Below are 26,618 nucleotides of genomic sequence, written 5' to 3'. Positions count from 1 at the left end.
ATCCGGACCGCGGTCCGGTACGTCGGATCAAGGCGCCACCTAGGAAGATCACGCATGTCTCTCGTTCTTGAGCCCGCCGCCCAGGACCTGCTGTTCCGCGAGGCCCGCACCGCGAACACCTTCACCGACGAGCCGGTCACCGACGAGCAGGTCCAGGCGATCTACGACCTGGTCAAGTACGGCCCCACCGCCTTCAACCAGAGCCCGCTGCGCATCACCCTGGTCCGCTCCGCCGAGGCCCGCGAGCGTCTGGTGCAGCACATGGCCGAGGGCAACCAGCCGAAGACGGCCACCGCCCCGCTCGTCGCGATCCTCTCCGCGGACAACGAGTTCCACGAGGAGCTGCCGACCCTCTTCCCGCACTTCCCGCAGGCCAAGGACGTCTTCTTCAGCGAGCGTCCGGCCCGTGAGGGCGCCGCCGGCCTGAACGCCGCCCTGCAGGCCGCCTACTTCATCATCGGCGTCCGTGCCGCGGGCCTCGCCGCCGGCCCGATGACCGGCCTCGACTTCGAGGGCGTCCGCAAGGAGTTCCTGGACGACGACCACACCCCGCTGATGGTGGTCAACATCGGCAAGCCGGGTCCGGACGCCTGGTTCCCGCGCTCCCCGCGCCTGGCGTACGAGGACGTCGTCACGACCGTCTGAGCCCCACGGACACCCGAAGAGGCCCCCGGCATGCCGGGGGCCTCTTCGCATGACCCGTCACGCGCGGCTCACTGCATCTTCAGCGCCGCCGCCAGCTTCGTCAGCTCCTCGAAGGACGCCGTGCCGGCCACCACCGTGGTGGAGCCGGGCGTGCCGTTCAGGACGAGGGCGTCGTAGCGGCCGCCGGTGTAGTGGGTCCAGGTGCGGCCGCCGATCGTCTGGGTCTGCTTCGTCGCCGACGCGCCCTGGCTGGCCTGGTCGATGAACTCGGCCGGCTTCTGCGTGGACTGCTCGATCTGCACATACTGGCTGTCCGGGGTCTGGAAGCCCAGGTGCCAGCGGTCGCCGTTCTCGCCCTGGAAGCGAACGGAGGTCGCCTTCCAGGTACTGGGCAGGCCCTCGGGCGCGGCCACCGGGTAGCTCGCCGCGCGACGGGCGGTGAGCAGCTCGACCCGGTAATCGACCCGCTTCAGGTCGGGAGAGTGATCGTCGTGCGGGATGCCGAGGAAGTAGACGACCAACGCCGCGATGCCGATCAGGGCCAGGGAGAGAATCATGTCCCGGGCCGTCTTCTGCTTGCCGTTCGAACCTGCCACGCCCCCTATCGTCGCAGGTGCCCCCGGCGCTCATCCGTGGGGTCCTCTGCTCATTTTGTCTGCCTAACGATAGAGTCGGGGCCAACACCCTCATCCGGCCGTCGTCGTATCAGAAAGGTGCGCTCCGATGACCGAAAATCATCATCTGCCGTCCGAGCTCGATGTTCCCTCCGAGGCTCCCGATCGCAACCTCGCCCTGGAACTCGTCCGGGTGACCGAAGCCGCCGCCATGGCAGCGGGCCGTTGGGTGGGGCGCGGTGACAAGAACGGCGCCGACGGTGCCGCGGTGCGCGCCATGCGGACCCTCGTCTCCACCGTGTCGATGAACGGCGTCGTCGTCATCGGCGAGGGCGAGAAGGACGAGGCCCCGATGCTCTTCAACGGGGAGCACGTGGGCGACGGCACCGGTCCCGAGGTCGACATCGCGGTCGACCCGATCGACGGCACCACGCTGACGGCCAAGGGCATGCCGAACGCGATCGCCGTCCTCGCCGCGGCCGAGCGGGGCGCCATGTTCGACCCGTCCGCCGTGTTCTACATGGACAAGCTGGTCACCGGCCCGGAGGCGGCGGAGTTCGTCGACATCGACGCGCCCGTGGCCGTGAACATCAAGCGGATCGCCAAGGCCAAGAAGGCCACGCCCGAGGACGTCACGGTCGTCATCCTCGACCGGCCGCGGCACGAGGGTCTGATCAGGGAGGTCCGGGAGGCCGGCGCCCGCATCAAGCTGATCTCCGACGGCGATGTGGCGGGCTCGATCTACGCGCTCCGCGAGGGCACCGGCGTCGACCTGCTGCTCGGCATCGGCGGCACGCCCGAGGGCATCATCTCGGCCTGCGCCGTGAAGTGCCTGGGCGGCACCATCCAGGGCAAGCTCTGGCCCAAGGACGACGAGGAGCGGGCGCGGGCCATCGACGCCGGGCACGATCTGGACCGCGTCCTGACGACCGACGACCTGGTGTCCGGGGAGAACGTCTTCTTCGTCGCGACCGGGATCACCGACGGTGAACTGCTGCGGGGTGTCCGGTACCGGTCGGAGACCGCGCTGACCGAGTCGATCGTGATGCGGTCGAAGTCCGGCACGGTTCGCCGGATCGACTCCGAGCACCGGCTCGCCAAGCTGCGGGCCTACAGCGCGATCGACTTCGATCGGGCCAAGTAGCACCTGAGCGGAGGGGCGCAGTTCCCTGCGTCCCGCAAGGACCACGGCGCCCTCTGTGCGGAGAGGGCGCCGCTCGTTCATTCAGCCCGCTATGCGGTTGGCCGCCGTCGCCCGCGCCGCCTTCTTCAGTTCCATCTCCCGGCGGCGCCTTCGCGCCAGGACCACACGGCGCTCCGCCGCCGTGAGTCCGCCCCAGACGCCGTACGGCTCGGGCTGGAGGAGGGCGTGTTCGCGACACTCGACCATCACCGGGCAGCGGGCGCAGACGCGCTTGGCCGCCTCCTCGCGGGACAGCCGGGCGGCGGTCGGTTCCTTCGACGGGGCGAAGAACAGGCCCGCCTCGTCGCGCCGGCACACTGCCTCGGTGTGCCAGGGAGCGTCTTGGTCCCTGTCTCGCGCCGGCATCCGCTGGACCGGAAGGGCAGCTACCTGCAAGGACGAATGCGGCGGTTGCAGCACGGTCTACTCCTGACGACGGCTTCGCGAGCGAGAGACGATGCAGCAAGGCCTACCCGCTGTGCGCGCGCCTATGCACAGCGTTCCCAGTCGTCGGCGCGCGAGCGGCTCGTTCGCGCCCCCAGCGCCCTGCTCAGGAGGAGCGGTACCGTCCGGTCACCATCGGATTCGCGACCGTCAACGGCCCAGGTGTCTGCGCAGCTTCCGGTCGACCTTGTCCTGGACGCGCTCCAGCTTCCGGTCGACCTTGCTCTGCACCCGGTCCAGGATGTCCGCCACGCGCTTGCCGCGCTTGGGGCGCGCCTCGACATTGCCGAGCACGGCCCAGCCGTCGACGTAGACGACCGGCGCCTCGGACTCGACCGAGTCCAGCGTGTCCACCTCGAAGTTGCCGAGGACGCCGCCTCCGGTGCCGCGCAGCGACACGTTCTCCGGGACGCGGATCTGGACGTCGCCGAAGACCGAGACGGCCTTGATCACGACCTGCTGGTACTCGAAGATCGCCTCACTGAGGTCGATCTCGACGCTGCCGAAGACCGAGTACGCGTGGATCCGGCGGCCGGCGTGCCAGCGGCCCCGGCGCACGGCGCTGCTGAAGACCGCCACCACGTTCGCGTCCGCCTCCGCCGGGATCGCCCCCGGGGAGGGACGGGACGGGGCGGGCGTGTAGGCGCCGGTGGCGGGGCGCTGGTGGGCTGCGGGCAGGTCCCGGATGAAGACCTCCAGCTCGCCCACCGTCTTGGCGGCGAGGACGCCCTCGATCCGCTCGGCATGCTCGTCGGCGGTCAACCGCCCCTCGGCCAGGGCCTCGCGGAGAATCTCGGCGATGCGATCACGGTCGGCGTCCGAGGCGCGCAGCTCGGCGGCAGGTGCTTCGGTGTGCTTCTGAAGGTCCACGGGAACAGCGTACCGAAACGCGATAGATCGCGACTAGGGGCTGTGGAAAACCTCGGCGTGCCGGACTGAGCCTTACCTCACAGGTTCCGTGCCGGCGGCAGGTTCTAGGCTGGTGAGGCCCGCCAGCGTCGGCGGGCGCCGTCCGTCAGAGTGAGGAATGGGCTGAGATGCCTGAGTTCGCGTACACCGATCTGCTCCCCCAGGGAGAGGACACCACCCCGTACCGGCTGGTGACGTCCGAGGGCGTCTCCACCGTCGAGGGCCCGGACGGGCGGACGTTCCTCAAGGTGGAGCCGGAGGCGCTGCGCAAGCTGGCCGAGGAGGCCATCCACGACATCCAGCACTACCTCCGCCCCGCCCACCTCGCCCAGCTGCGCCGGATCATCGACGACCCCGAGGCGTCCGGCAACGACAAGTTCGTGGCCCTGGACCTGCTGAAGAACGCGAACATCGCGGCGGCCGGCGTGCTCCCGATGTGCCAGGACACCGGCACGGCGATCGTCATGGGCAAGCGCGGGCAGAACGTGCTGACGGCCGGCGAGGACGAGAGGCACCTCTCCCACGGCATCTACGACGCCTACACAAAGCTCAACCTGCGCTACTCGCAGATGGCTCCGCTCACCATGTGGGAGGAGAAGAACACCGGCTCCAACCTGCCGGCCCAGATCGAGCTGTACGCCACCGACGGCGGCGCCTACAAGTTCCTGTTCATGGCGAAGGGCGGCGGCAGCGCCAACAAGTCCTTCCTCTACCAGGAGACGAAGGCGGTCCTGAACGAGGCCTCCATGATGAAGTTCCTGGAGGAGAAGATCCGTTCGCTCGGCACGGCCGCCTGCCCGCCGTACCACCTGGCGATCGTCGTCGGCGGCACCAGCGCCGAGTACGCGCTGAAGACCGCGAAGTACGCCTCCGCGCACTACCTGGACGAGATCCCGGCGGAGGGCTCGGAGCTCGGCCACGGCTTCCGCGACAAGGACCTCGAGCAGAAGGTCTTCGAGCTGACGCAGAAGATCGGCATCGGCGCGCAGTTCGGCGGCAAGTACTTCTGCCACGACGTCCGCGTCGTCCGCCTCCCGCGCCACGGCGCATCCTGCCCGGTCGCCATCGCGGTCTCCTGCTCGGCCGACCGCCAGGCCGTCGCGAAGATCACCGCCGAGGGCGTCTTCCTGGAGCAGCTGGAGACCGACCCGGCGCGCTTCCTGCCGGAGACGACGGACGAGCACCTGGAAGAGTCGTCCGACGTGGTCGAGATCGACCTGAACCAGCCCATGGACACGATCCTCGCCGAGCTGACCAAGTACCCGGTCAAGACCCGACTGTCCCTCACCGGGCCGCTGGTCGTCGCCCGTGACATCGCGCACGCCAAGATCAAGGAGCGGCTGGACGCGGGTGAGGAGATGCCGCAGTACCTGAAGGACCACCCGGTGTACTACGCGGGCCCGGCGAAGACCCCCGAGGGCTACGCCTCCGGTTCCTTCGGTCCCACGACCGCCGGCCGCATGGACTCCTACGTGGAGCAGTTCCAGGCGGCGGGCGGCTCCAAGGTGATGCTGGCGAAGGGTAACCGGTCGAAGCAGGTCACCGACGCGTGCAACGCCCACGGCGGCTTCTACCTCGGCTCGATCGGCGGCCCGGCCGCCCGTCTCGCCCAGGACTGCATCAAGAAGGTGGAGGTCCTGGAGTACGAGGAGCTGGGCATGGAGGCGGTCTGGAAGATCGAGGTCGAGGACTTTCCGGCGTTCATCGTCGTGGACGACAAGGGCAACGACTTCTTCACCGATCCTGCCCCTCAGCCGACGTTCACGTCGATTCCGGTGCGGGGTCCGGGGCTGGCGTAGTGCCGGGTGCGGCGGGGACGGATTCCGCCCCCGCCGCCCTACCGTTTCGGGGCCACGATGCGCGCACCCGATGCCTCACTCAGCGTAACGACCGGGAACAACGCTGCGTCCCCGGTCGCTGTAACCGCCATGAGCGACAGCGACTACCGCATCGAGCACGACTCCATGGGCGAGGTCCGTGTCCCCGCCACCGCGAAGTGGCGGGCCCAGACACAACGCGCCGTCGAGAACTTCCCCATCTCCGGCCAGCGCATCGAACGGGCGCACATCGAAGCCCTCGCGCGCATCAAGGGCGCCGCCGCCAAGGTGAACGCGCAGCTCGGTGTGCTCGACAAGGAGATCGCCGAGGCGGTCCAGGAGGCGGCAGCCGAGGTCGCCGAGGGGAAGTGGGACGAGCACTTCCCCATCGACGTCTTCCAGACCGGTTCCGGCACCTCGTCCAACATGAACACCAACGAGGTCATCGCCACCCTCGCGACCGAGCGGCTGGGCCGTGACGTGCACCCGAACGACCACGTCAACGCCTCCCAGTCCTCCAACGACGTCTTCCCCTCCTCCATCCACATCGCCGCCACCGCCGCCGTCACGCACGACCTGATCCCCGCCCTCGACCACCTTGCCGCCTCCCTGACCCGCAAGTCCGAGGAGTTCGCCGACGTCGTGAAGTCCGGGCGCACCCACCTCATGGACGCCACCCCCGTGACGCTCGGTCAGGAGTTCGGCGGATACGCCACCCAGGTTCGCCACGGCGTCGAGCGGCTCCGCGCCTCCCTGCCCCGGCTCGCCGAACTCCCCCTCGGCGGCACCGCCGTCGGCACCGGCATCAACACCCCGCCCGGCTTCTCCGCCGCCGTCATCCAGGAGGTCGCCCGGGTCACCGGGCTGCAGCTGACCGAGGCCCGGGACCACTTCGAAGCGCAGGGCGCCCGGGACGGGATCGTGGAGGCCAGCGGGCAGCTCAGGACCATCGCGGTCGGGCTGACGAAGATCGCCAACGATCTGCGGTGGATGGCGTCCGGGCCGCGCACCGGGCTCGCCGAGATCCGGCTGCCCGACCTCCAGCCGGGCTCGTCCATCATGCCGGGCAAGGTCAACCCCGTGATCCCCGAAGCCGTCCTCATGGTGGCCGCCCAGGTCATCGGCAACGACGCGACCATCGCCACCGCCGGCGCCGCCGGGAACTTCGAACTGAACGTCATGCTGCCGGTCATCGCCAAGAACGTGCTCGAATCCGTCCGGCTGCTCGCCAACGTCTCGCGGCTGCTGGCCGACCGGACGATCGACGGCATCACCGCCGACCGGGAGCGGACCCGGGAGTACGCGGAGTCGTCTCCGTCCGTCGTCACCCCGCTGAACAAGTACATCGGCTACGAGGAGGCCGCGAAGGTCGCCAAGAGGTCCCTCGCCGAGCGGAAGACGATCCGGGAAGTCGTCCTGGAGAGCGGGTACGTCGAGCGCGGCGACCTGACCCTGGAACAACTCGACGAGGCACTGGACGTCCTGCGGATGACCCACCCGTGACCACCGGCGGACGTTTCCGGCCACCTGCGCGGAACCGTGATGTGCACCGCAGCGTCGTATGCCCACGGCACCTAATATCTGTCCATGACGGACGACGGAGCGACGACACACGTGGACACGGCGGACACGGCGCACTCGGCGGACACACGACCCGCGACGCACTGGACCCCGGGCACCCAGATTCTGTGGCGCTACCGGGAGAACGCCGGCGCGCACATCCACATCGCCCGGCCCGTCACCGTCGTACGTGACGACGCCGAACTGCTCGCCGTGTGGATGGCCCCCGGCACCGAGTGTGTGAAGCCGGTCCTCGCCGACGGCACGCCCGTGCATCTGGAGCCGCTCCAGTCCCGCTACACCAAACCGCGCTCGGTGCAGCGGGACCGCTGGTTCGGCACGGGTGTGCTGAAGCTGGCCCAGCCCGGCCGGCCCTGGTCGGTGTGGCTGTTCTGGGAGCCGGGCTGGCGGTTCAAGAACTGGTACGTCAACCTGGAGCAGCCCCTGGCCCGTTGGGTGGGCGGGGTGGACTCCGAGGACTACTTCCTGGACATCTCCGTGCATCCCGACCGCAGCTGGCACTGGCGCGACGAGGACGAGTTCGCGCAGGCCCAGCGGGACGGGCTGATGGACGCGCGGACCGCCGAATCGGTCCGGGCGGCCGGGCGGGACGCGGTCGAGGTGATCGAGGCCTGGGGGGCGCCGTTCTCGGACGGCTGGCAGCACTGGCGCCCGGATCCGTCCTGGGCGGTACCTTCTCTCCCCGAGGACTGGGACCGTACGCCCGCGCACGTGTCCTCATGAGACCCTTGATGCGCCCCCGGGCAGGAAACGTAGGATCGTCCTCCGCAAACAGATAATCAGAGTCGGTGCACGGCACTGTCGTTGAGGGTGGTGGTCGGGTGGCGGGTGGGAGCAGAAGTGCAACTTCAGGAGCGCACGCCGGGCTTGACCGATCGTCACCGAGGGGCGGCAACACGTGAGCGAGGGGCACCAGGGCACAGGAACGACCTCTGACCACGCGGGAATTCCGTTCCTGGGGCACGTATTGCGGGTATCGGGACTTCTGCGGGAGCAACTGCGCGCCCGGCGCGCAGTGCCGTACGGATGGATGCGACACGCGTGACGGAGCAGCCCACCTCCTTCGAGCGCCCCCAGGGCGCCGACCCCGCGGAGGGCCGCGGGGCGCTCCTGCGTACCCCGAAGCCCGCCGCGACCCCCGCCTTACCGGCACAGGCCCGGGCCGAGGGAGCGTCCTCCGGACCGGGCACGGCCACGCCCTGTGGCAAGGGAAAGGACGGCAAGGGGATTCAGCCCCCGGTCGGCAAGGGGAAGGAGCCCCCAGTCAACGGCCCCGAGCACTCCCAGCCCGCCACCACCGAGCCCGGTGCACACCGCCCGCGCCCCGCGCCGGAGGCCACCCCTTCGCGCCCCGCGCCGGAGGCCATTCCGCCGCAGCCCGGCGCCGAGCAGGAGCGGACGGCGGCGCGTGCCCCGGGCGGTCAGGAGCGCCGTACCGGGCGCGGCCTGCCGCCGGGCCGGCCGATGCCGATGCGGCGCGACGGCGACCGGCTGAGGTTCGTGGGCGCGGCCACCCGGCGGATCGCCCGCGGACTGGACCTGGACGAGATCGTGATGGGCTTGTGCCGGGCGACCGTGCCGACCTTCTCGGACGCGATCCTGGTCTATCTGCGCGACCCGCTGCCGGTCGGCGACGAGCGGCCCACCGGCCCGGTGGTGCTGCGGTTGCGCCGTACCGACCGGATACCGGAGGACCGGGACACCGACGGTGTGCTGCTGCCCGCCTTCGAACCCGAGCCGGAGCCGAGCGCGCTGGCCGAGCTGTCGTCGCTCACCACCGAGCTGTGCGAGGTGCACCCCGGCGGCGCGCTGAACGAGGTGCTGCGGGGGGTGCGGCCGGTGTTCGCCGACGCCCCCGCCGCCCGGGCCGCGCTGCCCGAGCTGCTCGGCGAGTGCGCCGACACGGTCGTACCGTCCGGGCAGCACGCGATCCTCGCACCGCTGCGCGGCCGACGCCGGGTGATCGGCGCGGCCCTGTTCCTGCGCCGCCCGGACCGGCTCGCCTTCGAGGGCGACGATCTGCTGGTGGCGGCCCAGCTGGCCACGCACAGCGCGCTCGGCATCGACAAGGCGGTGCTGTACGGCCGGGAGGCGTACATCGCCGACGAGCTGCAGCGCACCATGCTGCCGGAGACCCTGCCCCGGCCGACGGGTGTGCGGCTGGCGTCGCGGTACCTGCCGGCCGCGGAGACCGCGCGGGTGGGCGGCGACTGGTACGACGCGATTCCGCTGCCCGGCAGCCGGGTCGCGCTCGTGGTCGGTGACGTCATGGGGCACTCCATGACCTCGGCGGCGATCATGGGCCAGCTGCGGACGACCGCGCAGACCCTGGCCGGGCTCGATCTGCCGCCGCAGGAGGTGCTGCACCACCTGGACGAGCAGGCGCAGCGGCTCGGCACGGACCGCATGGCGACCTGCCTGTACGCCGTCTACGACCCGGTGACGCACCGCATCACCATCGCCAACGCCGGCCATCCGCCGCCCGTGCTGCTGCACCTGGGCGGCCGGGCCGAGGTGCTGCGGGTGCCGCCGGGCGCGCCGATCGGCGTCGGCGGGGTCGACTTCGAGGCCGTGGAGCTGGACGCGCCCGCCGGGGCCACGCTGCTCCTCTACACCGACGGGCTGGTGGAGTCCCGGCTGCGGGACGTGTGGACCGGCATAGAACAGTTGCGGGAAAAGCTCGCCGCGACCGCCCAGTTGACCGGCCCGGACCATCCGCCGCCGCTGGAAGCGCTGTGCGACGAGGTCCTCGACATGCTCGGGCCGGGCGACCGGGACGACGACATCGCGCTGCTCGCGGCCCGCTTCGACGGGATCGCGCCGAGCGATGTGGCGTACTGGAAGCTGGAGCCGGAGGAGACGGCCCCTGGCCAGGCCCGCCGGCTGGCCCGGCGCGCGCTCGCCCGCTGGGACCTGGAGGACCTGACGGACTCGGTGGAGCTGCTGGTCAGCGAGGTCGTGACGAACGCCGTACGGTACGCGTCGCGGCCGGTGACGCTGCGGCTGCTGCGCACGGACGTGCTGCGCTGCGAGGTCGGCGACGACGTGCCGCAGCTGCCGCGGCTGCGGCAGGCCCGGGCCACGGACGAGGGCGGGCGCGGCCTGTACCTGGTCAACAAGCTGGCCCGGCGCTGGGGCGCGACCCGGCTGAGCACCGGCAAGGTGGTGTGGTTCGAGCTGAACCGGGGCTGAGAGGCCCGCTACCTGTGCGAAGGGCGCCCGGCTGCTGCCGGGCGCCCTTCGCGTGGGTTGCCCCTACTGTCCGCCGGCGTCGAGCGGGTTCTGCGGGGTGGCGCCGTCCGAGGGTCCGGACGGCGGCGGCGACGACGTGGTCGGCGGCGGCGAGGACGACTGGCTCGGCGGCGGAGAGGACGCCGAGTGACTCGGCGGCGGCGACGACGACGACGCCGAGTGACTCGGCGACGGAGAGGACGACCGGCTCGGCGACGGAGAGGACGACCGGCTCGGCGACGGGGAGGACGTCTGCGGCGGCTGGACGGCCGCGCCCTGGGTGGTGTTCAGGTCGAACGTGCTGACATCACCCATCGCCTCGAAGGTGTAGGCGGCCCAGACTTTCGCCGGGTAGTTGCCGCCGTTGATGCGGGCGGGGAGGCCGGTGGTGGGGTCGAGCAGACCCGTCGCGCCCGTCAGCGGAACCTGCGCGTGGGTCCTGGAGTCCTCGCCGAACAGGCCGACCGAGGTGACCAGGCCCGGCGTGTAGCCGGTGAACCAGGCCGACTTGTTGTTGTCGGACGTACCCGTCTTGCCGGCAACCTGCTGGCCGTTGCGCGCCGAATTGCCCGCCACCGACTGACTGGCCGTACCGTCGTCGACCACGCCGGTGAGCACGGAGGTGACCGTGTCGGCGGCCTCGCGGGGGATCACCTGGTCGCCGATCGGATCCGGCAGGGTGACGCTGTTGTCCTTGTGGTCGGCCGACTTGATGATCGCCGGGGTGACCTTCTTGCCGTGGTTGTCGAAGGTCGCGTAGATGCCGGCCATCTCCAGCGGGCTCGCGCCCATGGAGCCCAGCGTCTGTGCGGGGACCGGATCCATGCCCTTGGTGTCCATGCCGAGCTTGGCGGCGGTGGCCATCACCGTTTTCATGCCCACGTCGACGCCCATCTGCGCGAAGACGGAGTTGACAGACTGGTTCATCGCCGTCTGGACGGTGATGGGCCCGTAGTTGTGGTGGTCCTCGTTCGGCGGGCCGAAGCCGACCTTGCTGCCGTGGTCCACGACCTGGCGGCCGCTGGTGCCGTCGTAGATCGTGTTCGCCGTGATGGGCTGGCCGTTCTGCGTCTGGGCGCCCTCGGCCAGAGCGGCGGCCAGGATCACCGGCTTGAAGGTGGAGGCGGGCTGGTAGTCGCGGCGGGTCGCGTTGTTGGTGAAGTGCTTGAAGTAGTCCTCACCGCCGTACATGGCGAGGACCTTGCCCGTCTTCGGGTCGACGGACACGGCACCGGGCTGGACGTTGCCGTCGACGGAGCGCTTCTTCGGATCCAGCTTGCCGGTCAGCTGCTCCTTGACGGACTGCTCCAGCTCGCGCTGTTTCTTCGGGTCGATGTTGAGCGTGATGGTCCAGCCGCCCTTCTTCACCAACGCCTCGGCGTCACCGAGGGAGTTGGCCCTGCCCTGGGCGACCAGCTGCTTCTCCAGCGCCGCGTTGGCCGCGTCCACCAGATAGCCGGTCTGTCCCTTCATACCGGGCGCCGCCTTGGGCGCCTTCGGCTTCGGGAACTGCATGGACTGGCGCTTGCCCGCGTCCAGCCAGTGCTGCTTGACCATGTTGTCCAGGACGTAGTTCCAGCGGGCCACGGCCAGCCTCTTGCCGGTGTCGCTCGCGATGGCCCAGTCGTACTGGTTCGGCGCCTGGAGCAGCGCCGCGAGGTAGGCGCCCTCCTGGACCGTGAGGTTCTTGGCGTCCTTGTGGTAGTACGCCTGTGCCGCGGCCTGGATGCCGTAGGCGCCACGGCCGTAGTAGCTGGTGTTGATGTAGCCCGCGAGGATGTAGTCCTTGGACTTCTGGCGGTCCAGCTTCAGGGAGATGACCAGTTCCTTCAGCTTGCGCGAGACGGTCTGGTTCTGGTCCAGGTAGTAGTTCTTGACGTACTGCTGGGTGATCGTGGAACCGCCCTGGGTGCCGCGCCCCATGAGGGTGTTGAGCACACCGCGGGCGGTGCCCCGCACGTCGACGCCGGCGTCGTGGTAGAAGGTCTTGTTCTCGGCCGCGACGAAGGTGCGCTGGACGTCCTTGGGGACTTCGGAGAGGTCGACGCTCTCCCGGTTGAGCTGGCCGGTGCGGGCGAGCATCGTGCCGTCGCTGTACTTGTAGATGTTGCTCTGCAGCTGGGCGTCGGCGTTGCCCACAGGGATGTCGACGTACATGTACAGCCCGATGAAGGCCGCGATCGCGAGCAGGCACGTCCCGAAGAACGTGCCGAGGATCTTCTTCCAGGTGAAGAGCCGGCGTATGCGGCCCTTGGGCGGCTTGGCGCCGGCCGGTGCACCCGCCGTGGGACCGGAGCGGCGGCGCCTGGGCGCCGCGCGGTGGCCACCGCGCTGTCGCGCTCGTCTCTCTTCCGCTCGTCCCATGGGTTCCTTCGCTCCGCTTCCGTCTCGGGTTCCACCTCGGGGTCAGCTCCGAAAGCTAACACCCGTCTATATGACAAAGGACGTCTGATCCGCTCTTTTACGGACGTGACAATCAGCACCTGCTCCAAGGGAACCGACGGATCTGGCGGTCATGGGGTTGCTTCCCGCACGCAAAAGTGACCACGGCATCAGCGCCGGGCCGATGGCCCACAGCGCAGGCCCGCTGTTTCGGAACCGTGACAATCGGCTCCCACCTGCGTGGCCGTACAGCGCGCCATGATCTCCACACTGCGCGTATACATGCGGGGTATACACCATGTGTAGAGTGCTTGACATGTCCATCGGTCACACTCTCCTGGGACTCCTGGAGTCCGGTCCGCGGCACGGCTACGACCTGAAGCGGACCTTCGACGAGAAGTTCGGTCACGACCGGCCGCTGCACTACGGCCAGGTCTACTCCACGATGTCCCGGCTGCTGAAACACGGCCTCGTGGAGGTCGACGGGATCGAGGCCGGCGGCGGCCCCGAGCGCAAGCGGTACGCCATCACCGACGCCGGCATCACAGACGTCGAGCGCTGGCTCGGCACCCCGGAGAAGCCGGAGGAGTATCTGCAGTCGACGCTGTACACCAAGGTCGTCCTCGCCCTCCTCACCCACCGCGACGCCGCCGTCATCCTCGACACCCAGCGCGCCGAGCACCTGCGCAGCATGCGGATCCTCACCGACCGCAAGCGCAAGGGCGACCTCGCGGACCAGCTGATCTGCGACCACGCGCTGTTCCACCTGGAGGCCGACCTGCGCTGGCTGGAGCTGACCGCCGCGCGCCTCGGCAAGCTCCGTGCGGAGGTGGCCAAGTGACCGCTCCCGCCGGCTCCCTGCTCACCGCCGAGGACCTGCGCAAGGCCTACGGCCCCACGGTCGCGCTCGACGGCGCCGAGTTCTCCATCCACCCCGGCGAGGTCGTCGCCGTCATGGGCCCCTCCGGCTCCGGCAAGTCGACCCTGCTGCACTGCCTCGCCGGCATCGTGCCGCCCGACTCCGGTTCCATCGTCTACGACGGCCGCGAACTGGCCGGCATGAGCGACGCCGAACGCAGCGCGCTGCGGCGGTCCGAGTTCGGCTTCGTCTTCCAGTTCGGCCAGCTGGTGCCCGAGCTGACCTGTGTGGAGAACGTGGCGCTGCCGCTGAGGCTGAGCGGCACCTCCCGCAAGCAGGCCGAGAAGGCCGCGCTCGCCTGGATGGAACGCCTTGAGGTGGACGACCTCAAGGCCAAGCGGCCCGGCGAGGTCTCCGGCGGCCAGGGGCAGCGCGTCGCGGTGGCGCGGGCCCTGGTCACCGGTCCCCGGGTGGTGTTCGCCGACGAGCCGACCGGCGCGCTGGACTCCCTCAACGGCGAGCGCGTGATGGAGTTGCTGACCGACGCGGCCCGCACCACCAACGCGGCCGTCGTGCTGGTCACGCACGAGCCCCGGGTGGCCGCCTACTCCGACCGCGAGATCGTCGTACGCGACGGCAAGTCCCGCGACATGGAGCGCGCCATATGAATGCCCGCCCGTCGCCCACCACCGCCCTGCCGGAGGCGCTTCGCGCCGCCCCTTTCAAGCCCAAGTGGTCCAGGGACCTCGGCATGGGGGTCCGGTTCGCCCTCAGCGGCGGGCGCGAGGGCTGGATCCGGATGCTGCTGACGGCGGTCGGCGTCGGTCTCGGCGTGGCGTTGCTGCTGCTGACGACCGCGATCCCGAGCGCGCTGGCGGTACGGCACGATCGCGACGCGGCCCGGCTCGACTACACCTACGGGCCGCACCGCCCGAAGGCCGCGAACACCCTGGTGATCTCCGACGCCGACACGACGTACCGCGGCAAGGACGTCCGCGGCCGGCTGGTGGAGCCGGAGGGGCCGCGCGCACCGATCGCGCCGGGCCTGGCGAGGTACCCGGCGGCGGGCGACATGGTCGTCTCCCCCGCGCTGAAGAGACTGCTCGGCTCCGCCGACGGCACGCTGCTGCGCGAGCGGCTGCCGTACCGGATCGTCGGGACGATCGGCGAGAGCGGGCTCATCGGCTCGCACGAACTCGCCTACTACGCCGGTGCGAAGGACCTGGCGTCGCGCATCAACGGCTGGCGGACGGCCCGGATCACCCGCTTCGGGCCGCCGCAGGCATCACCGGCGAGCAAGACCGACCCGGTGCTGATCCTGCTGGTGCTGGTCGTGTTCGTGGTGCTGCTGATGCCGGTCGCCGTGTTCATCGCCGCCGCCGTACGGTTCGGCGGCGAGCGACGCGACCGCAGGCTGGCCGCGCTGCGGCTGGTGGGCTCCGACAGCCGGATGACCCGGCGGATCGCGGCGGGCGAGGCGCTCGCCGGATCGCTGGTCGGGCTGGTCTTCGGCACCGGCTTCTTCCTGCTCGGCCGGCAGCTCGCGGCCTCGGTCGAGATCATGGACATCAGCGTGTTCCCCAGCTATCTCAACCCCTCCCCGGCGCTGGCCGCCCTGGTCGCGGTCGCCGTTCCGGCGGCGGCGGTCCTGGTCACGCTGTTCGCGCTGCGCGGGGTGGTCATCGAACCGCTGGGCGTGGTCCGTACAGCCAGGCCCGCGCGCCGCCGGCTGTGGTGGCGGCTGCTGCTGCCGCTGGGCGGACTGGCCTGCCTCGCCCCGATGATCGGCCAGGGCCGGAACAACGGCACCTTCAACGAGTACCTGGTGATCGGCGGCGTCCTGCTGCTGCTGGTCGGCGTGACCGCGCTGCTGCCCTGGGTCGTCGAGGCGGTCGTGGCCCGGCTGGGCCTGGGCGGCGTGGCCTGGCAACTGGCGGTGCGGCGGCTGCAGTTGAGCAGCGGCTCGGCGGCCCGCATGGTGAACGGCATCGCGGTCGCGGTGGCCGGGGCGATCGCGCTGCAGATGCTGTTCGCGGGCGTGCAGGGCGACTACACCAAGTCCACCGGCAAGGACACCGACAGCATTCAGATGCAGGTCAACCTGTCGCGGGGCGTCCCTTTCGTGCCGGTCGCCGGGAAGTTCGCGGCGACCAAGGGCGTACGCGAGGCCACCGCACTCGGCAGCACCGAGCTGGCGGACCGGCCCTGGACCCCCGGTCACGGGCCGGACAACACGGTGGGCCTCACCGTCGGCACCTGCGCCTCCCTGCGCAAGGTGGCCGCGCTGACCTCCTGCCACGACGGGGACGTCTTCGTCGCGAAGGGCGGGGACGAGGACTCCGAAGTGGACCAGTACGTCCGGCCGGGCCGCACGCTCCACGTCAACACGAGTGACGGCCTGGGCGGCGGACCGGACGTCGTCTGGACCGTGCCGCACGGTATGAAGCAGGTCCGCGCGATCACCGGGCCGAACGGCACCAAGGACAGCGGGGTGCTGATGACACCGGCCGCGCTGTCCGGCCCGATGAGCGGCGCCCTGAGCGGAGGGGTGTACCTCCGGCTCGACGAGTCCGTGCCGGACGTGCACGAGTACGTGCGCAACACGGCGGCCCGGATCGACCCGCTCGCGGACGCGATGGTGTGGTCGGCCACCGAGCAGTCGGACAAGTTCACCTCCATCCGCACCGGAACGTTCGTCGGCGCCGTCTGTGTGCTGGCGCTGATCGGGGCGAGCCTGCTGGTGTCCCAGCTGGAGCAGTTGCGCGAGCGGCGCAAGCTGCTGTCGTCGCTGGTCGCCTTCGGCACCCGGCGGCGCACCCTGAGCATGTCGGTGCTGTGGCAGACCGCCATCCCCATCGCCCTGGGCCTGCTGCTCGCCTCGGCCGTGGGGCTGACGCTGGGCGGGGTGCTGCTGAAGATGGTGGGCTCGACGGTGAGCGTGGACTGGCCGAGCGTGCTGGCGATGACCGGCGTCGGCGCGGCCGTGGTCGTCACGGTCACGCTGCTGAGCCTGCCGCCGCTGCTGCGGATGATGCGGCCGGAGGGGCTGCGGACGGAGTAGCGGCGCGAGGTCCGGGCGCGGTCGGCCGTGGGCCCCTCCCTCCCGGGGGCCCACGGCCGTTCCTCACAGGCTGTGCTCCCGCACCACCCTCCGCGCCTGGGCGAACAGCATGCCGACGTTCACCGACTTACGGCAGACGACGACGGCGACGACGTCCTGCTGGTCGTTCATCCGCAGGAACAGGTGGGTGAGGTTATCGCTGTTGACGAGGATCTCCTGGAAGAAGTGGTTGTCGTCGCTGACGCCACGGCGCTCCTTGAAGACGTCCTCGATCATGACGACCGTACGCCCCTGGAACAGGTCGAGGGTCGCACCCGCCAGCAGGTCCAGCACCTCCGGCGGGTGGTTGTCGACGGTCTCGTAGGACAGCAGCATTCCGGTGGCCATGTCGACCACACCGGCCGCGACGCAGTCGGGCGTCTCGGCGCGCAGCGACTTGACCAGGCTCATCACCTGGTCGGAGAAGCCCGTCATGCGTTTCGTCGCCATCCCTCACACCCCCTCTGGCGTCTTCTCGGTGAGGATCGATCCGATGCGGTCGAGGGCCGGGTGGGTCGCCCGGTGCAGGCGGCTCACGTCCATCCCCTCGTCGCCGAGGACCACCATCAGGGCGGTGTCGCCGACGGCGTAGAAGGCGACGCAGCCGTGGCTGCCGTACGTCACCGTCTGCCGCAGCGCGCCGCGCGCCGTGGCGGCGGTGGTGCGGCGCGCCAGGCACAGGCCCGCCGCCGCGAGCGCGGCGAGCCCCTCCGGATCGATCGACTCCGCGGTGTCGGCCGCGATCAGCATGCCGTCGGCCGCCGCCAGGGCGGTGTCGGTGATCCCGGTCACCTGTTCGCGCAGTCCGCGCATCTCCCGCGCCAGGGCTTCGTGGTCCATGTGCTCAACTCCCTTGTTTTCCTTGCCGGTTCGACCGCTGCGAGCCGTCGGCGGACCACTGTCAGCCAGCGGTTCCGTGGCGCAGCCGGAAGAACCCTTTCCAGCCCGTCCCGCTCACCGGCGGGACGAGGACTTCGGTGATGCCGCTGGCGCCGGGTGCGCGGCGCGGCAGTTCGGCGGGGGCGGTCGGCGCCGGCTCCGGCGGTGACTGCTCGCGATGCCGTACGACCGGAGCCTCGGGCGCCACCAGGAGCGGGGTCCGGGCGAGCGGGCCGGGGCACTCCAGCAGCCCCTCGCTCAGCATCCGCGCGACCTCCACGGTGACCGTGTAGACCCCGCGGCCGGTGCGGAAGGCCAGGTCGCGGGCGGTACGGCGGCCGTCGGCGTGCGCGAGCAGCTCCCGTTGCAGCGGGGTGCCGGCGTCCTGCGGCGCGGCCATGGGCAGGGGCCGTTCCCGGTCGGGGCGCACGGGGTGCGGCAGCGCGTCCACGGCGGCCACCTTGCGCACCGCGTCCTCCAGCAGCCGGGCGGGCCGCTCGCCGGTGGCGACCGGGGCGTGCGGCTCGGTGCCGGTGATGCGTGCACAGGCGTCCACCCGGCCGGCGACGACGGCGAAGGCCGCGTCCCGCAGCGCCAGCAGGCACACCACCCGGAGCTGGGCGGCCCCCGCGTAGCCGTGCGCGATCAGCCCGGCGGCCGGCCAGCGCGCCCCGGATTCACGCACCAGCTCCGCCCACTGCTCGCCGTCGATGCGCTCGGAGCGCAGCAGCAGCGCCTCGGCGCCGGGGGCGCCAGGACTCTCCGCCGCCACGACGAGTCCGTCCCGCAGATGGAAGGCGCCGCCGGGGCTGCCCGGCACCCGCAGTTCCCCCGTGAATCCGTCACGCCCGCACGCGGTCAGCGCGTGCGCGAGCCCGCCGTGATCCATCGCTCCCCTTGGCATTTCGTACAGACGCCTGACGTGTCGCACCGAGGGGGTATGTGTATCAGTCGATCGGCATATTTCAGCCGAAGGTTTCCGACCTGACCCGGACTGACGGAACTTGGAGTTTCGAGCCGATCACATCGCTTTGTTCGACACTCATTTGATCGATCGGCGGGCTCAGGCGTCCCGGTCGAGCACCCGCACCGGGAGCGAGCGCAGCGCCCCGCGCAGGGCCGCCGCCAGCTCCTCGTACTCGGCGGACCGGGCCGCGCCCGCGCGCATGGCGAAGGCGACCCGACGGCTCGGTGCCGGCTCGGCGAAGTAGCCGGTGAGGAGCTGGCTGCTGCGGGTGGTCTCCAGCTTCAGGGCGGTGCGCGGGAGCAGGGTGCAGCCGAGGCCGCCGGCGACCAGCTGGACCAGGGTGGACAGGCCGGCGGCCGTGGTCGTGACCGGGGCGTCCTCGCGGCCCGCCTCCCGGCAGATGTCGAGGGCCTGGTCGCGCAGGCAGTGGCCCTCGTCCAGGAGCAGCAGGTTCAGCTCCCTCAGCGCCTCGCGCGGGATGCCCTCGCGGCCACCGAGCCAGTGGTCCAGCGGGGTGACCAGCACGAAGTCCTCGTCGAAGAGCGGGAGTTCGACGACTCCGGGCACGCCGAGCGGCACCGCGAGCAACAGCAGGTCGAGACGGCCGGAGCCCAGGCCGTCGATCAGGTTGGCGGTCTGCTCCTCGTGCACCTGGAGGTCGAGGTGCGGATAGCGCTCGTGGACCAGCCGCAGCACGGTCGGCAGCAGGTACGGCGCGACCGTGGGGATCACTCCGAGGCGCAGGGCGCCCGTGAAGGGCGCCCGGACCGCCTCGGCCTCCTCCAGCAGTGCCCCGACCGCGTCCAGCACCGCCTTCGCGCGTACGGCCAGCCGCTCGCCGGCGGGCGAGAGCAGCACCTTGCGCGTCGTACGCTCGAGGAGGGTCACCCCGAGGGTCTCCTCCAGTGCCGAGACCGCGCCGGACAGAGCGGGCTGGCTCATCCCGATGGCGGCCGCCGCGTCCCGGAAGTGCAGATACTCGGCGACAGCGGCGAATGCACGCAGCTGTGCGAGGCTCGGCTGCCTCCGCTTGCCGTTACTCATGGTCACTGATAACTACCTCCGATCAACATGACCGAGTGTAGCTATTTCACTAATCAATGCACCCTGTGCCAACATCGACAAAGTCCAACCCATGGGAAACGCCCTCAAAAGGGGTGTTCCTCGCTGCAAGGAGAGCGTGTGCTCACTGTCGGTGACAAGTTCCCCGAGTTCGAACTGACCGCCTGCGTCTCGCTGGAGAAGGGCAAGGAGTTCGAGCAGATCCACCACAAGTCCTACGAGGGCAAGTGGCTGGTCGTCTTCGCATGGCCGAAGGACTTCACCTTCGTCTGCCCGACCGAGATCGCCGCGTTCGGGAAGCTGAACGACGAGTTCGCCGACCGCGACGCGCAGATCCTCGGCTTCTCCGGTGACTCCGAGTTCGTCCACCACGCCTGGCGCAAGGACCACCCGGACCTGACCGACCTGCCGTTCCCGATGATGGCCGACTCCAAGCACGAGCTGATGCGTGACCTGGGCATCGAGGGCGAGGACGGCTTCGCGCAGCGCGCCGTCTTCATCGTCGACCCGAACCGCGAGATCCAGTTCACCATGGTCACCGCCGGTTCCGTGGGCCGTAACCCCAAGGAGGTCCTGCGGGTCCTGGACGCCCTGCAGACCGACGAGCTGTGCCCGTGCAACTGGACCAAGGGTGAGAACACCCTGGACCCGGTCGCGCTGCTGGCCGGTGAGTGACCCATGTCGCTCGACTCGCTGAAGTCCCGCGTCCCGGACTACGCCAAGGACCTGAAGCTCAACCTGGGCTCGGTCATCGGCAACTCCGACCTGCCCGCGCAGCAGCTGTGGGGCACGGTGCTGGCGACCGCCATCGCCTCCCGTTCCCCGATCGTGCTGCGTGAGCTGGAGCCGGAGGCGAAGGCGAACCTCTCGCCGGAGGCGTACACGGCCGCCAAGTCGGCCGCCGCCGTCATGGCGATGAACAACGTCTTCTACCGGACCCGCCACCTGCTGTCCGACCACGAGTACGGCACCCTGCGCGCCGGTCTGCGGATGAACGTCATCGGCAACCCGGGCGTGGAGAAGGTCGACTTCGAGCTGTGGTCGTTCGCGGTGTCCGCCATCAACGGCTGCGGCATGTGCCTGGACTCGCACGAGCAGGTGCTGCGCAAGGCGGGCGTGGAGCGCGAGGTCGTCCAGGAGGCGTTCAAGATCGCATCGGTGATTCAGGCCGTGGGCGTCACCCTCGACGCAGAGGCCGTGCTGGCCGAGTAGGCGGTTCTGCGAAGGCCCCGCTCACCCTTGGTGGGCGGGGTCTTCCGCGTTCCGAGCGACGGACTCGTCCGCGGCGGCCTTCTGCCGCTGGAGTTCCTCCGAATACTGCCGCAGATACCCGACCACCGTGTTCGTCACCGCCACCAGCGGTACGGCCACCACCGCGCCGCCGATGCCGGCCACCATGCCGCCGGCGGCGACCGCGAGGACGACGGCCAGCGGATGGACGCGGACCGCACGGCCCAGGATGAACGGCTGCAGGACGTGGCCCTCGATCTGCTGGACCGCGAGGACGACCACCAGGGTCATGACGGCCGTGAAGACGCCCTGGGTGACCAGCGCCACGATCACCGCGAGCGCGCCGGAGGCGACCGCGCCGACGAGCGGGATGAACGAGAACAGGAAGATGAAGACGGCCAGCGGGACGGCCATCGGCACGTTGAGGAAGTAGATGCCGATGCCGATGAAGGTGGCGTCGATGAGGGCGACCAGGACCGTGCCCCGGACGTAGGCGGTCAGGGTGCGCCAGGCGCGCGGGCCGGCGCCGGCCACGCCCGGGCGGGCCGCGGCGGGCACCAGCTTCAGGAACCACTCCCAGATGCGCCTGCCGTCGTAGAGCAGGAACAGCGTCGAGAAGAACACCAGCAGGAGGCCGGTGAGGAAGTCGACGATGACCTGGACGCCCTCCAGACCGGCGGACGTTATCTGGTCGGTGTTGGCGCCGATCGCCTCGCGGAGGTTCTTGGCGATCTGATTGATCTGCTTGTCGGTGACGTGGAAGGGGCTCTTCAGCAGCCAGTTGCGCAGGTCGTCGATGCCGGACTGGATCTGGCTGGAGAGCGTGTCGATGTTCTCCATGACCTGCCAGGTCACGAACCAGCCCATCAGCCCTATGACCACGAACCCGCTGATCGCGGTGAGCGCGGTGGCCGGTCCGCGCGGCACTCCGCGGCGGGTGAGCCGGGCCACCGTCGGCTGCAACAGCGCGGTGACGAGCAGCGCGATGACAAAGGCGAACACCACCAGCTGGACCGCGCTGATGACCTGGATCAGCACCCAGACGGTGCCGGCGAGGACCAGCACGCGCCAGCCGGCCTCGGCCGCGACCCGCACACCCCAGGGCACGGCCTCGGCGGGGTCGGGGCGGTGGCTGGCCGCGGGTGCGGGTACTGGCCGGCGGGCGGGCGGTACGACGGCCTCGGCGGCGGGCTGCGGCGGAGGCAACGGGGTGTCCGAGGGGTCCGGCGGCTCCGGGGCGTGCTCGCGCTCCACCTCCGCACGGCGCTCGTCCAGGCGCTCGCCCATCTCGGTGAGACCGGCACCGAGCCTGCCGAGCCACCCTGGCACTCGCGACATGATCCGTCCTCTTCCCCCGCGTCCCCGCGTGCTCGCCACCTCTCCTCCCCCTGGAGGCATCCGGGTACGACCGTACAGGGCGAAAGCCCCTCCCCTAAGGACGGGGAGGGGCTGCGCGAGGTTGAGTGCGACCGGCGGTGACCGACGGGCCTAGTACCAGTGGTTGGCCGCCCAGAACGACCAGGCCTGGCAGGGGCTGCCGTACCGGCTGTCCATGTAGTTGAGGCCCCACTTGATCTGGGTGGCGGGGTTGGTCTGCCAGTCGGCGCCGGCCGAGGCGTACTTGCCGGCGGGCAGAGCCTGGAAGAGACCGTAGGCGCCGGAGGAGGCGTTCGTGGCCTGGTAGTTCCAGCTGGACTCGTGGTCCACGATGTTGCTGAAGCACTGGAACTGGTCGCCCGCCACCATCTGCCGTGCCATCGCCTGGATCTGCGCGACGGTGTAGCTGCTCTGGACGGGGAAGCTGGAGGAGTCGCGGGCGCTGTCACGGCTGGCCGCGGCCTTCGCCTCGGCGCGCGCCTTGGCCTCCTTGGCCGCCTGCTCGGCCGCCGCCTTCTTGGCGATCGCGGTCTCGGCGGCAGCCTTGCGGGCCGCCTCCTCGGCGTCCTTCTTGGCGCTCGCGTCGGCGGCGATGGCCTGGGCGTCCGCCTGCTGCGTCAGGGAAGCGGACTGGACCTGGGCCTGCTGACCCGCGGGTATGTCCGCGAGGAGCGTGGTGTCGGCTGCCGTCGCCTCGGCGTCGTTGTTGTTCTGCGCGACGCTGCCCGAGGCAACTCCGACGACGCTTCCGACGGCGGTGACCGCGGTGGCCGAAGCCACTGCGAATCCCCGGACCGAAATCCGGCTCACACGGTTTCCTTCCAGCATCGCCCGCTTCGGTGACCCTGGCGGACGCAATCGTGCCCCTGGCACTGGCCTCCCAACTGCGGGGTCACGGGAGGCGCGGGCCCGGTGGGCAACTCCCCCTTCGGGGAGTGCCGCGAGGTGCTCGGGCGGCATACGACGAGCTCTATGGAGTTGGTGGTGCTGCTGTGGTGCCGTACCGCTGGGGGTACAGGTGTGTCGTATGCGGGGCCTGACAGGACTGAGACTCTGCCGTAACCGGACGCCGGGTGGCAATTCTGAGTTGAGTGTGAAAGCTCACATCCCGTTTGGCCCTGGGGATTTCCGGAAAGTTCCGCACACCAAGGCGCCGCCCGGCTAGGCTCTTGGCCTTTGCCGGACGGCGCCAACTGCCGTGCGGGTCGAATCAGATGTGACCGTCCTCCAGCATTTCGGTCACAAGTGCGGCAATCTGGGACCTCTCGGACCGGGTCAGCGTGACGTGCGCGAAGAGCGGATGCCCCTTCAGCTTCTCCACGACGGCGACGACACCGTCGTAGCGACCGACCCGCAGATTGTCCCTTTGTGCCACGTCATGGGTGAGAACGACCCGTGAATTCGCGCCGATTCGGGACAGAACAGTGAGAAGCACATTCCGTTCGAGGGACTGCGCCTCGTCCACGATCACGAACGCGTCGTGCAGGGAGCGGCCGCGGATGTGGGTGAGCGGGAGGACCTCCAGCATCCCGCGCGCGGTGACCTCCTCGATGACCTCGCGGCTGGTGACCGCCGACAGCGTGTCGAAGACGGCCTGCGCCCACGGGCTCATCTTCTCCGCCTCGGTGCCCGGCAGATAGCCCAACTCCTGCCCGCCGACCGCGTACAGCGGCCGGAACACCATCACCTTCTGGTGCTGGCGGCGCTCGAGGACCGCCTCCAGGCCCGCGCACAGCGCCAGCGCCGACTTGCCGGTGCCGGCCCGGCCGCCCATCGAGACGATCCCGACGTCCGGGTCGAGCAGCAGGTCGAGCGCGATGCGCTGCTCGGCGCTGCGGCCCTTGATGCCGAACGCCTCCCGGTCGCCGCGCACCAGGCGGACGTTGCCCTCGGCGGTGATCCGGCCGAGCGCCTTGCCGCGCTCGGAGTGGATGGTCAGGCCGGTGTGCACGGGCAGCTCGGCGGCCTCGGGGACGTACAGATGCCCTTCCTCGAAGAGGATGTCCACCTGCTCGCCGGAGAGCGTCAGTTCGGACATTCCGGTCCAGCCGGAGTTCTCCGTGATGGCGAGCTCGGCGCGGTACTCCTCGGCGAGCAGACCGACCGAGGACGCCTTGATCCGCAGGGGCAGGTCCTTCGAGACGACGGTGACGTCGTACCCCTCGGCCTGCAGATTGCGGGCCACCGCGAGGATGCGGGAGTCGTTGTCCCCCAGGCGGTAGCCGGTGGGCAGCACGCTGGGGTCCGAGTGGTTGAGCTCGACACGGACGGTCCCGCCCAGCTCCCCGATCGGGATGGGGGCGTCGAGGCGACCGTTCTTCACCCGGTAGTCGTCCAGCAGGCGCAGGGCCTGGCGGGCGAAGTAGCCGAGTTCCGGATGGTGCCGCTTGGCCTCCAGTTCCGTGACCACCACGATGGGGAGCACGACCTCGTGCTCGTCGAAGCGGGTCAGGGCGTTCGGGTCGGCCAGCAGGACGCTGGTGTCGAGAACATAGGTGCGCCGGTCTGGCTTGTGGCGCTTTGTGCTGGTCACCACGGAAGGACGTACCCCCTCGGATGAGGTCGGGGAGCGACGAGATCGAGCTGGGCCGGTCGTCGGCCGCCCTGCACGGGCCGACAGCCGGCCCTCCGCCTCTTCGTCCGTGCTGTGACCGCACGATCGGGCTGGTGCAAAGGGCCTCCCGGGCGGACGGCCCCGTGCCGCCCGCTGAGATCCGACACCCGTGGTTCGGGCGTCGACCTGTTTGGCTTATGCCCTCGAACATGCACTGCCATGCAAAAGTGGCCACCGGCGTACCGGTGAACTCATCGTTACGTCCGCAAGAATCCGGGTGTGCGAACGCCCCGCTGCCTTGGCGGCCGGCGGGGCGTCGGTCGGGTCTCAGCCGCCGTAACGGCGGTGACGTGCGGCGTAGTCACGCAGGGCGCGCAGGAAGTCGACCTTGCGGAAGGCGGGCCAGAAGACCTCGCAGAAGTAGTACTCGGAGTGCGCGGACTGCCACAGCATGAATCCGGACAGCCGCTGTTCGCCGCTGGTGCGGATCACGAGGTCCGGGTCGGGCTGGGCGCCCGTGTAGAGGTGACGGCCGATCATGTCGATGTCGACGGACTCGGCGAGGTCCTCCATCGGCACGCCCTTGTCGTGGGCGTCGAGCAGCATGGAGCGCACGGCGTCGGCGATCTCCTGCCGGCCGCCGTAGCCGATGGCCACGTTGACGAGTATGCCGTCGATGTGGGCGGTGGCCTCCTCGGCCTCCTTCAGGGTGCGCTGCATGCCGCCCGGCAGCAGGTCCATGGTGCCGACGTGGTGCACGCGCCAGCGGCCGTCGGCGGCGAGTGTGCGGACGACGTCCTCGATGATGCCGAGCAGCGGGACGAGTTCCTCCTGCGGCCGGTCGAAGTTGTCCGTGGACAGCAGCCACAGGGTGACGACCTCGACATCGGTCTCGGTGCACCAGCCGAGGAACTCCTCGATCTTGTCCGCACCGGCCCGGTGGCCGTGGACGGTGGTGGAACCGGACGCCTTCGCCCAGCGGCGGTTGCCGTCCATGATGACGCCGATGTGCTTGGGCACCTGAGCATGGTCCAGGTGGCCCTCCACCCGGTGTGCGTAGAGCCTGACGAGCAGGCTGCGCAGGTTTTCGCGCAGGTTCACGTGGCCCTCCGGGGGTGTGGCGGCGGGTTCGGGGTGCGGGGGTGTTTGAGCCTACCCCGCTGGCGGCTTCGTGTCGGCCGGGGGTTTGCGGAGTGGGGTCGGGGTCCTGCGGATGCGCCGTCGAGTGCGGCCGTGTGGGGTGATCGCCCGGTTCCCGCGCCCCTTGGTGGGGACGCCGAGCCGGCCCCGAGCGGTTCCCGGAGCCCCCGCCGAAAGGGCTGCCGATGGACGGAACGAAAAACGGGCCGGTCCGTGGGGGGGAGACGGACCGGCCCGAGGGGGGGTTTCCACCATAACCCTTCGTAAGGGATGGTGGGTGCATCGGCGGGACACAACTACTCTCCGGAATCATCCGGCAACGCCGTGGTGGGCGCGGAAGGCTGGATTCAGAGGTGTCACATGGCCGGTTCGCAGTGGATTCCCAGGGATGACGGTCAGATGCGAAAGGATTCAGAAGGAATCCGAACGGTTTACGCCATCTTGCGGAGATGTCGGCGAGTTGCGCCGGGGTCCCCCCGATGGGCTACCCGACCGGCGAACGGCGACTTGACGGTTCCGGTACGGCGACCCGGGGAGCGCGCTCGGGCTCACAGCACCGCGCAGCCCCCTCCACTGCGCGGTGCCAGCCGCGCGGGGTTTGCCGACGCGAATTACCTTGGTCTGAACTTATGTGACAGATGAGG

23 protein-coding genes are annotated in these 26,618 nt (G+C 70.2%); 11 read left to right on the top strand and 12 right to left on the bottom strand.

Annotation, left to right across the window (positions count from 1 at the left end; translation table 11 throughout):
• Window positions 1–54: 54 nt before the first annotated feature.
• Window positions 55–645: a malonic semialdehyde reductase gene (locus tag ACZ5NH_RS14165; RefSeq protein WP_388620323.1), complete on the top strand. Its 591-nt coding sequence runs from the start codon at window positions 55–57 to the stop codon at window positions 643–645.
• Between the two features lie 68 nt (window positions 646–713).
• Here ACZ5NH_RS14165 and ACZ5NH_RS14160 read toward each other — a convergent pair whose 3' ends face one another.
• Window positions 714–1,241: a DUF4245 domain-containing protein gene (locus tag ACZ5NH_RS14160; protein ID WP_388620321.1), complete on the bottom strand. Its 528-nt coding sequence runs from the start codon at window positions 1,239–1,241 to the stop codon at window positions 714–716.
• A 127-nt stretch (window positions 1,242–1,368) separates the two neighbouring features.
• Between ACZ5NH_RS14160 and glpX the strand changes: the two genes are divergently transcribed.
• The gene (gene glpX, locus ACZ5NH_RS14155) at window positions 1,369–2,403 is read left to right on the top strand and encodes a class II fructose-bisphosphatase (protein WP_388620318.1); all 1,035 of its coding nucleotides are present in this window, start codon (window positions 1,369–1,371) and stop codon (window positions 2,401–2,403) included.
• Window positions 2,404–2,484: 81 nt separating this feature from the next.
• Here glpX and ACZ5NH_RS14150 read toward each other — a convergent pair whose 3' ends face one another.
• Entirely contained in the window at window positions 2,485–2,862 is a 378-nt protein-coding gene (locus tag ACZ5NH_RS14150; protein WP_351209091.1) for a WhiB family transcriptional regulator, read from the bottom strand.
• A gap of 174 nt (window positions 2,863–3,036) precedes the next feature.
• The gene (locus ACZ5NH_RS14145) at window positions 3,037–3,756 is read right to left on the bottom strand and encodes a DUF1707 SHOCT-like domain-containing protein (protein ID WP_468775137.1); all 720 of its coding nucleotides are present in this window, start codon (window positions 3,754–3,756) and stop codon (window positions 3,037–3,039) included.
• Window positions 3,757–3,923: 167 nt separating this feature from the next.
• Between ACZ5NH_RS14145 and ACZ5NH_RS14140 the strand changes: the two genes are divergently transcribed.
• The 4 genes from ACZ5NH_RS14140 to ACZ5NH_RS14125 all read left to right on the top strand — a co-directional run bounded on the left by ACZ5NH_RS14140 (window position 3,924) and on the right by ACZ5NH_RS14125 (window position 10,385).
• On the top strand, window positions 3,924–5,594 hold the full coding sequence (locus tag ACZ5NH_RS14140) for a fumarate hydratase (protein WP_388620312.1): 1,671 nt from the start codon (window positions 3,924–3,926) through the stop codon (window positions 5,592–5,594).
• A 129-nt stretch (window positions 5,595–5,723) separates the two neighbouring features.
• Entirely contained in the window at window positions 5,724–7,115 is a 1,392-nt protein-coding gene (locus tag ACZ5NH_RS14135; RefSeq protein WP_468775135.1) for a class II fumarate hydratase, read from the top strand.
• 84 nt (window positions 7,116–7,199) lie between these two features.
• Window positions 7,200–7,916 carry a cytidylyl-2-hydroxypropylphosphonate hydrolase gene (fomD, locus tag ACZ5NH_RS14130; RefSeq protein ID WP_388620306.1) on the top strand — a complete coding sequence of 239 codons (717 nt, stop codon included), beginning with the start codon at window positions 7,200–7,202 and terminating at the stop codon, window positions 7,914–7,916.
• Between the two features lie 318 nt (window positions 7,917–8,234).
• Window positions 8,235–10,385: a SpoIIE family protein phosphatase gene (locus ACZ5NH_RS14125; RefSeq protein ID WP_468775133.1), complete on the top strand. Its 2,151-nt coding sequence runs from the start codon at window positions 8,235–8,237 to the stop codon at window positions 10,383–10,385.
• Between the two features lie 63 nt (window positions 10,386–10,448).
• Here the strand turns inward: ACZ5NH_RS14125 and ACZ5NH_RS14120 are convergent, their stop codons facing one another.
• On the bottom strand, window positions 10,449–12,788 hold the full coding sequence (locus ACZ5NH_RS14120) for a transglycosylase domain-containing protein (RefSeq protein WP_468775131.1): 2,340 nt from the start codon (window positions 12,786–12,788) through the stop codon (window positions 10,449–10,451).
• A gap of 334 nt (window positions 12,789–13,122) precedes the next feature.
• On the opposite strand from ACZ5NH_RS14120, the gene ACZ5NH_RS14115 reads away from it, so the two are divergent.
• The 3 genes from ACZ5NH_RS14115 (at window position 13,123) to ACZ5NH_RS14105 (ending at window position 16,726) form a co-directional block, all read left to right on the top strand.
• Window positions 13,123–13,647 carry a PadR family transcriptional regulator gene (locus tag ACZ5NH_RS14115; RefSeq protein ID WP_388620298.1) on the top strand — a complete coding sequence of 175 codons (525 nt, stop codon included), beginning with the start codon at window positions 13,123–13,125 and terminating at the stop codon, window positions 13,645–13,647.
• Window positions 13,644–14,333, top strand: a complete 690-nt coding sequence (locus ACZ5NH_RS14110) for an ABC transporter ATP-binding protein (protein ID WP_468775129.1) — start codon at window positions 13,644–13,646, stop codon at window positions 14,331–14,333. Before ACZ5NH_RS14115 ends, ACZ5NH_RS14110 begins: the two co-directional genes overlap by 4 nt.
• An 83-nt stretch (window positions 14,334–14,416) precedes the next feature.
• Complete coding sequence (locus ACZ5NH_RS14105; protein WP_468775480.1) at window positions 14,417–16,726, top strand: ABC transporter permease; 2,310 nt, start codon at window positions 14,417–14,419, stop codon at window positions 16,724–16,726.
• A gap of 63 nt (window positions 16,727–16,789) precedes the next feature.
• On the opposite strand, the gene ACZ5NH_RS14100 is transcribed toward ACZ5NH_RS14105, so the two are convergent.
• The 4 genes from ACZ5NH_RS14100 to ACZ5NH_RS14085 form a co-directional block, all read right to left on the bottom strand.
• Window positions 16,790–17,215, bottom strand: coding sequence for a hypothetical protein (locus ACZ5NH_RS14100; RefSeq protein ID WP_388620293.1), 426 nt, complete (start codon window positions 17,213–17,215; stop codon window positions 16,790–16,792).
• A gap of 3 nt (window positions 17,216–17,218) precedes the next feature.
• Entirely contained in the window at window positions 17,219–17,605 is a 387-nt protein-coding gene (locus ACZ5NH_RS14095) for a roadblock/LC7 domain-containing protein (protein ID WP_468775127.1), read from the bottom strand.
• A gap of 61 nt (window positions 17,606–17,666) precedes the next feature.
• The gene (locus ACZ5NH_RS14090) at window positions 17,667–18,533 is read right to left on the bottom strand and encodes a MarR family transcriptional regulator (protein WP_468775125.1); all 867 of its coding nucleotides are present in this window, start codon (window positions 18,531–18,533) and stop codon (window positions 17,667–17,669) included.
• 174 nt (window positions 18,534–18,707) lie between these two features.
• Window positions 18,708–19,655 carry a LysR substrate-binding domain-containing protein gene (locus ACZ5NH_RS14085; RefSeq protein WP_388621049.1) on the bottom strand — a complete coding sequence of 316 codons (948 nt, stop codon included), beginning with the start codon at window positions 19,653–19,655 and terminating at the stop codon, window positions 18,708–18,710.
• A gap of 138 nt (window positions 19,656–19,793) precedes the next feature.
• Between ACZ5NH_RS14085 and ACZ5NH_RS14080 the strand changes: the two genes are divergently transcribed.
• Together ACZ5NH_RS14080 and ACZ5NH_RS14075 are read left to right on the top strand one after the other, a co-directional pair.
• Complete coding sequence (locus tag ACZ5NH_RS14080; RefSeq protein ID WP_067047469.1) at window positions 19,794–20,348, top strand: peroxiredoxin; 555 nt, start codon at window positions 19,794–19,796, stop codon at window positions 20,346–20,348.
• A gap of 3 nt (window positions 20,349–20,351) precedes the next feature.
• Window positions 20,352–20,885 (top strand): alkyl hydroperoxide reductase, encoded by a 534-nt coding sequence (locus tag ACZ5NH_RS14075; protein WP_388620284.1) that lies wholly within the window; start codon window positions 20,352–20,354, stop codon window positions 20,883–20,885.
• Window positions 20,886–20,906: 21 nt separating this feature from the next.
• Here ACZ5NH_RS14075 and ACZ5NH_RS14070 read toward each other — a convergent pair whose 3' ends face one another.
• From ACZ5NH_RS14070 to ACZ5NH_RS14055, 4 genes are all read right to left on the bottom strand, one after another.
• Window positions 20,907–22,241 (bottom strand): AI-2E family transporter, encoded by a 1,335-nt coding sequence (locus tag ACZ5NH_RS14070; protein ID WP_468775122.1) that lies wholly within the window; start codon window positions 22,239–22,241, stop codon window positions 20,907–20,909.
• Window positions 22,242–22,391: 150 nt separating this feature from the next.
• On the bottom strand, window positions 22,392–23,090 hold the full coding sequence (locus ACZ5NH_RS14065) for an aggregation-promoting factor C-terminal-like domain-containing protein (RefSeq protein ID WP_388620278.1): 699 nt from the start codon (window positions 23,088–23,090) through the stop codon (window positions 22,392–22,394).
• 400 nt (window positions 23,091–23,490) lie between these two features.
• Window positions 23,491–24,816 carry a PhoH family protein gene (locus tag ACZ5NH_RS14060; protein ID WP_351799110.1) on the bottom strand — a complete coding sequence of 442 codons (1,326 nt, stop codon included), beginning with the start codon at window positions 24,814–24,816 and terminating at the stop codon, window positions 23,491–23,493.
• Between the two features lie 345 nt (window positions 24,817–25,161).
• Window positions 25,162–25,935 carry an isoprenyl transferase gene (locus ACZ5NH_RS14055; RefSeq protein ID WP_468775120.1) on the bottom strand — a complete coding sequence of 258 codons (774 nt, stop codon included), beginning with the start codon at window positions 25,933–25,935 and terminating at the stop codon, window positions 25,162–25,164.
• Between the last annotated feature and the right edge of the window lie 683 nt (window positions 25,936–26,618).

This window comes from Streptomyces sp. NPDC031426, from assembly GCF_055581585.1.
Note: the sequence above shows the minus strand (reverse complement) of the source record. Positions and strands in the feature narration are given on the sequence as shown.

What these genes read in the sequence shown, in the direction of transcription:
- ACZ5NH_RS14095 (WP_468775127.1), bottom strand. Translation starts at nt 17,605, where the DNA reads ATGGACCACGAAGCCCTGGCGCGGGAGATGCGCGGACTGCGCGAACAG.
- ACZ5NH_RS14120 (WP_468775131.1), bottom strand. Translation starts at nt 12,788, where the DNA reads ATGGGACGAGCGGAAGAGAGACGAGCGCGACAGCGCGGTGGCCACCGC.
- ACZ5NH_RS14115 (WP_388620298.1), top strand. Translation starts at nt 13,123, where the DNA reads ATGTCCATCGGTCACACTCTCCTGGGACTCCTGGAGTCCGGTCCGCGG.
- ACZ5NH_RS14105 (WP_468775480.1), top strand. Translation starts at nt 14,417, where the DNA reads ATGGGGGTCCGGTTCGCCCTCAGCGGCGGGCGCGAGGGCTGGATCCGG.
- glpX (WP_388620318.1), top strand. Translation starts at nt 1,369, where the DNA reads ATGACCGAAAATCATCATCTGCCGTCCGAGCTCGATGTTCCCTCCGAG.
- ACZ5NH_RS14070 (WP_468775122.1), bottom strand. Translation starts at nt 22,241, where the DNA reads ATGTCGCGAGTGCCAGGGTGGCTCGGCAGGCTCGGTGCCGGTCTCACC.
- ACZ5NH_RS14140 (WP_388620312.1), top strand. Translation starts at nt 3,924, where the DNA reads ATGCCTGAGTTCGCGTACACCGATCTGCTCCCCCAGGGAGAGGACACC.
- ACZ5NH_RS14075 (WP_388620284.1), top strand. Translation starts at nt 20,352, where the DNA reads ATGTCGCTCGACTCGCTGAAGTCCCGCGTCCCGGACTACGCCAAGGAC.
- ACZ5NH_RS14085 (WP_388621049.1), bottom strand. Translation starts at nt 19,655, where the DNA reads ATGAGTAACGGCAAGCGGAGGCAGCCGAGCCTCGCACAGCTGCGTGCA.
- ACZ5NH_RS14165 (WP_388620323.1), top strand. Translation starts at nt 55, where the DNA reads ATGTCTCTCGTTCTTGAGCCCGCCGCCCAGGACCTGCTGTTCCGCGAG.
- ACZ5NH_RS14100 (WP_388620293.1), bottom strand. Translation starts at nt 17,215, where the DNA reads ATGGCGACGAAACGCATGACGGGCTTCTCCGACCAGGTGATGAGCCTG.
- ACZ5NH_RS14135 (WP_468775135.1), top strand. Translation starts at nt 5,724, where the DNA reads ATGAGCGACAGCGACTACCGCATCGAGCACGACTCCATGGGCGAGGTC.
- ACZ5NH_RS14090 (WP_468775125.1), bottom strand. Translation starts at nt 18,533, where the DNA reads ATGGATCACGGCGGGCTCGCGCACGCGCTGACCGCGTGCGGGCGTGAC.
- fomD (WP_388620306.1), top strand. Translation starts at nt 7,200, where the DNA reads ATGACGGACGACGGAGCGACGACACACGTGGACACGGCGGACACGGCG.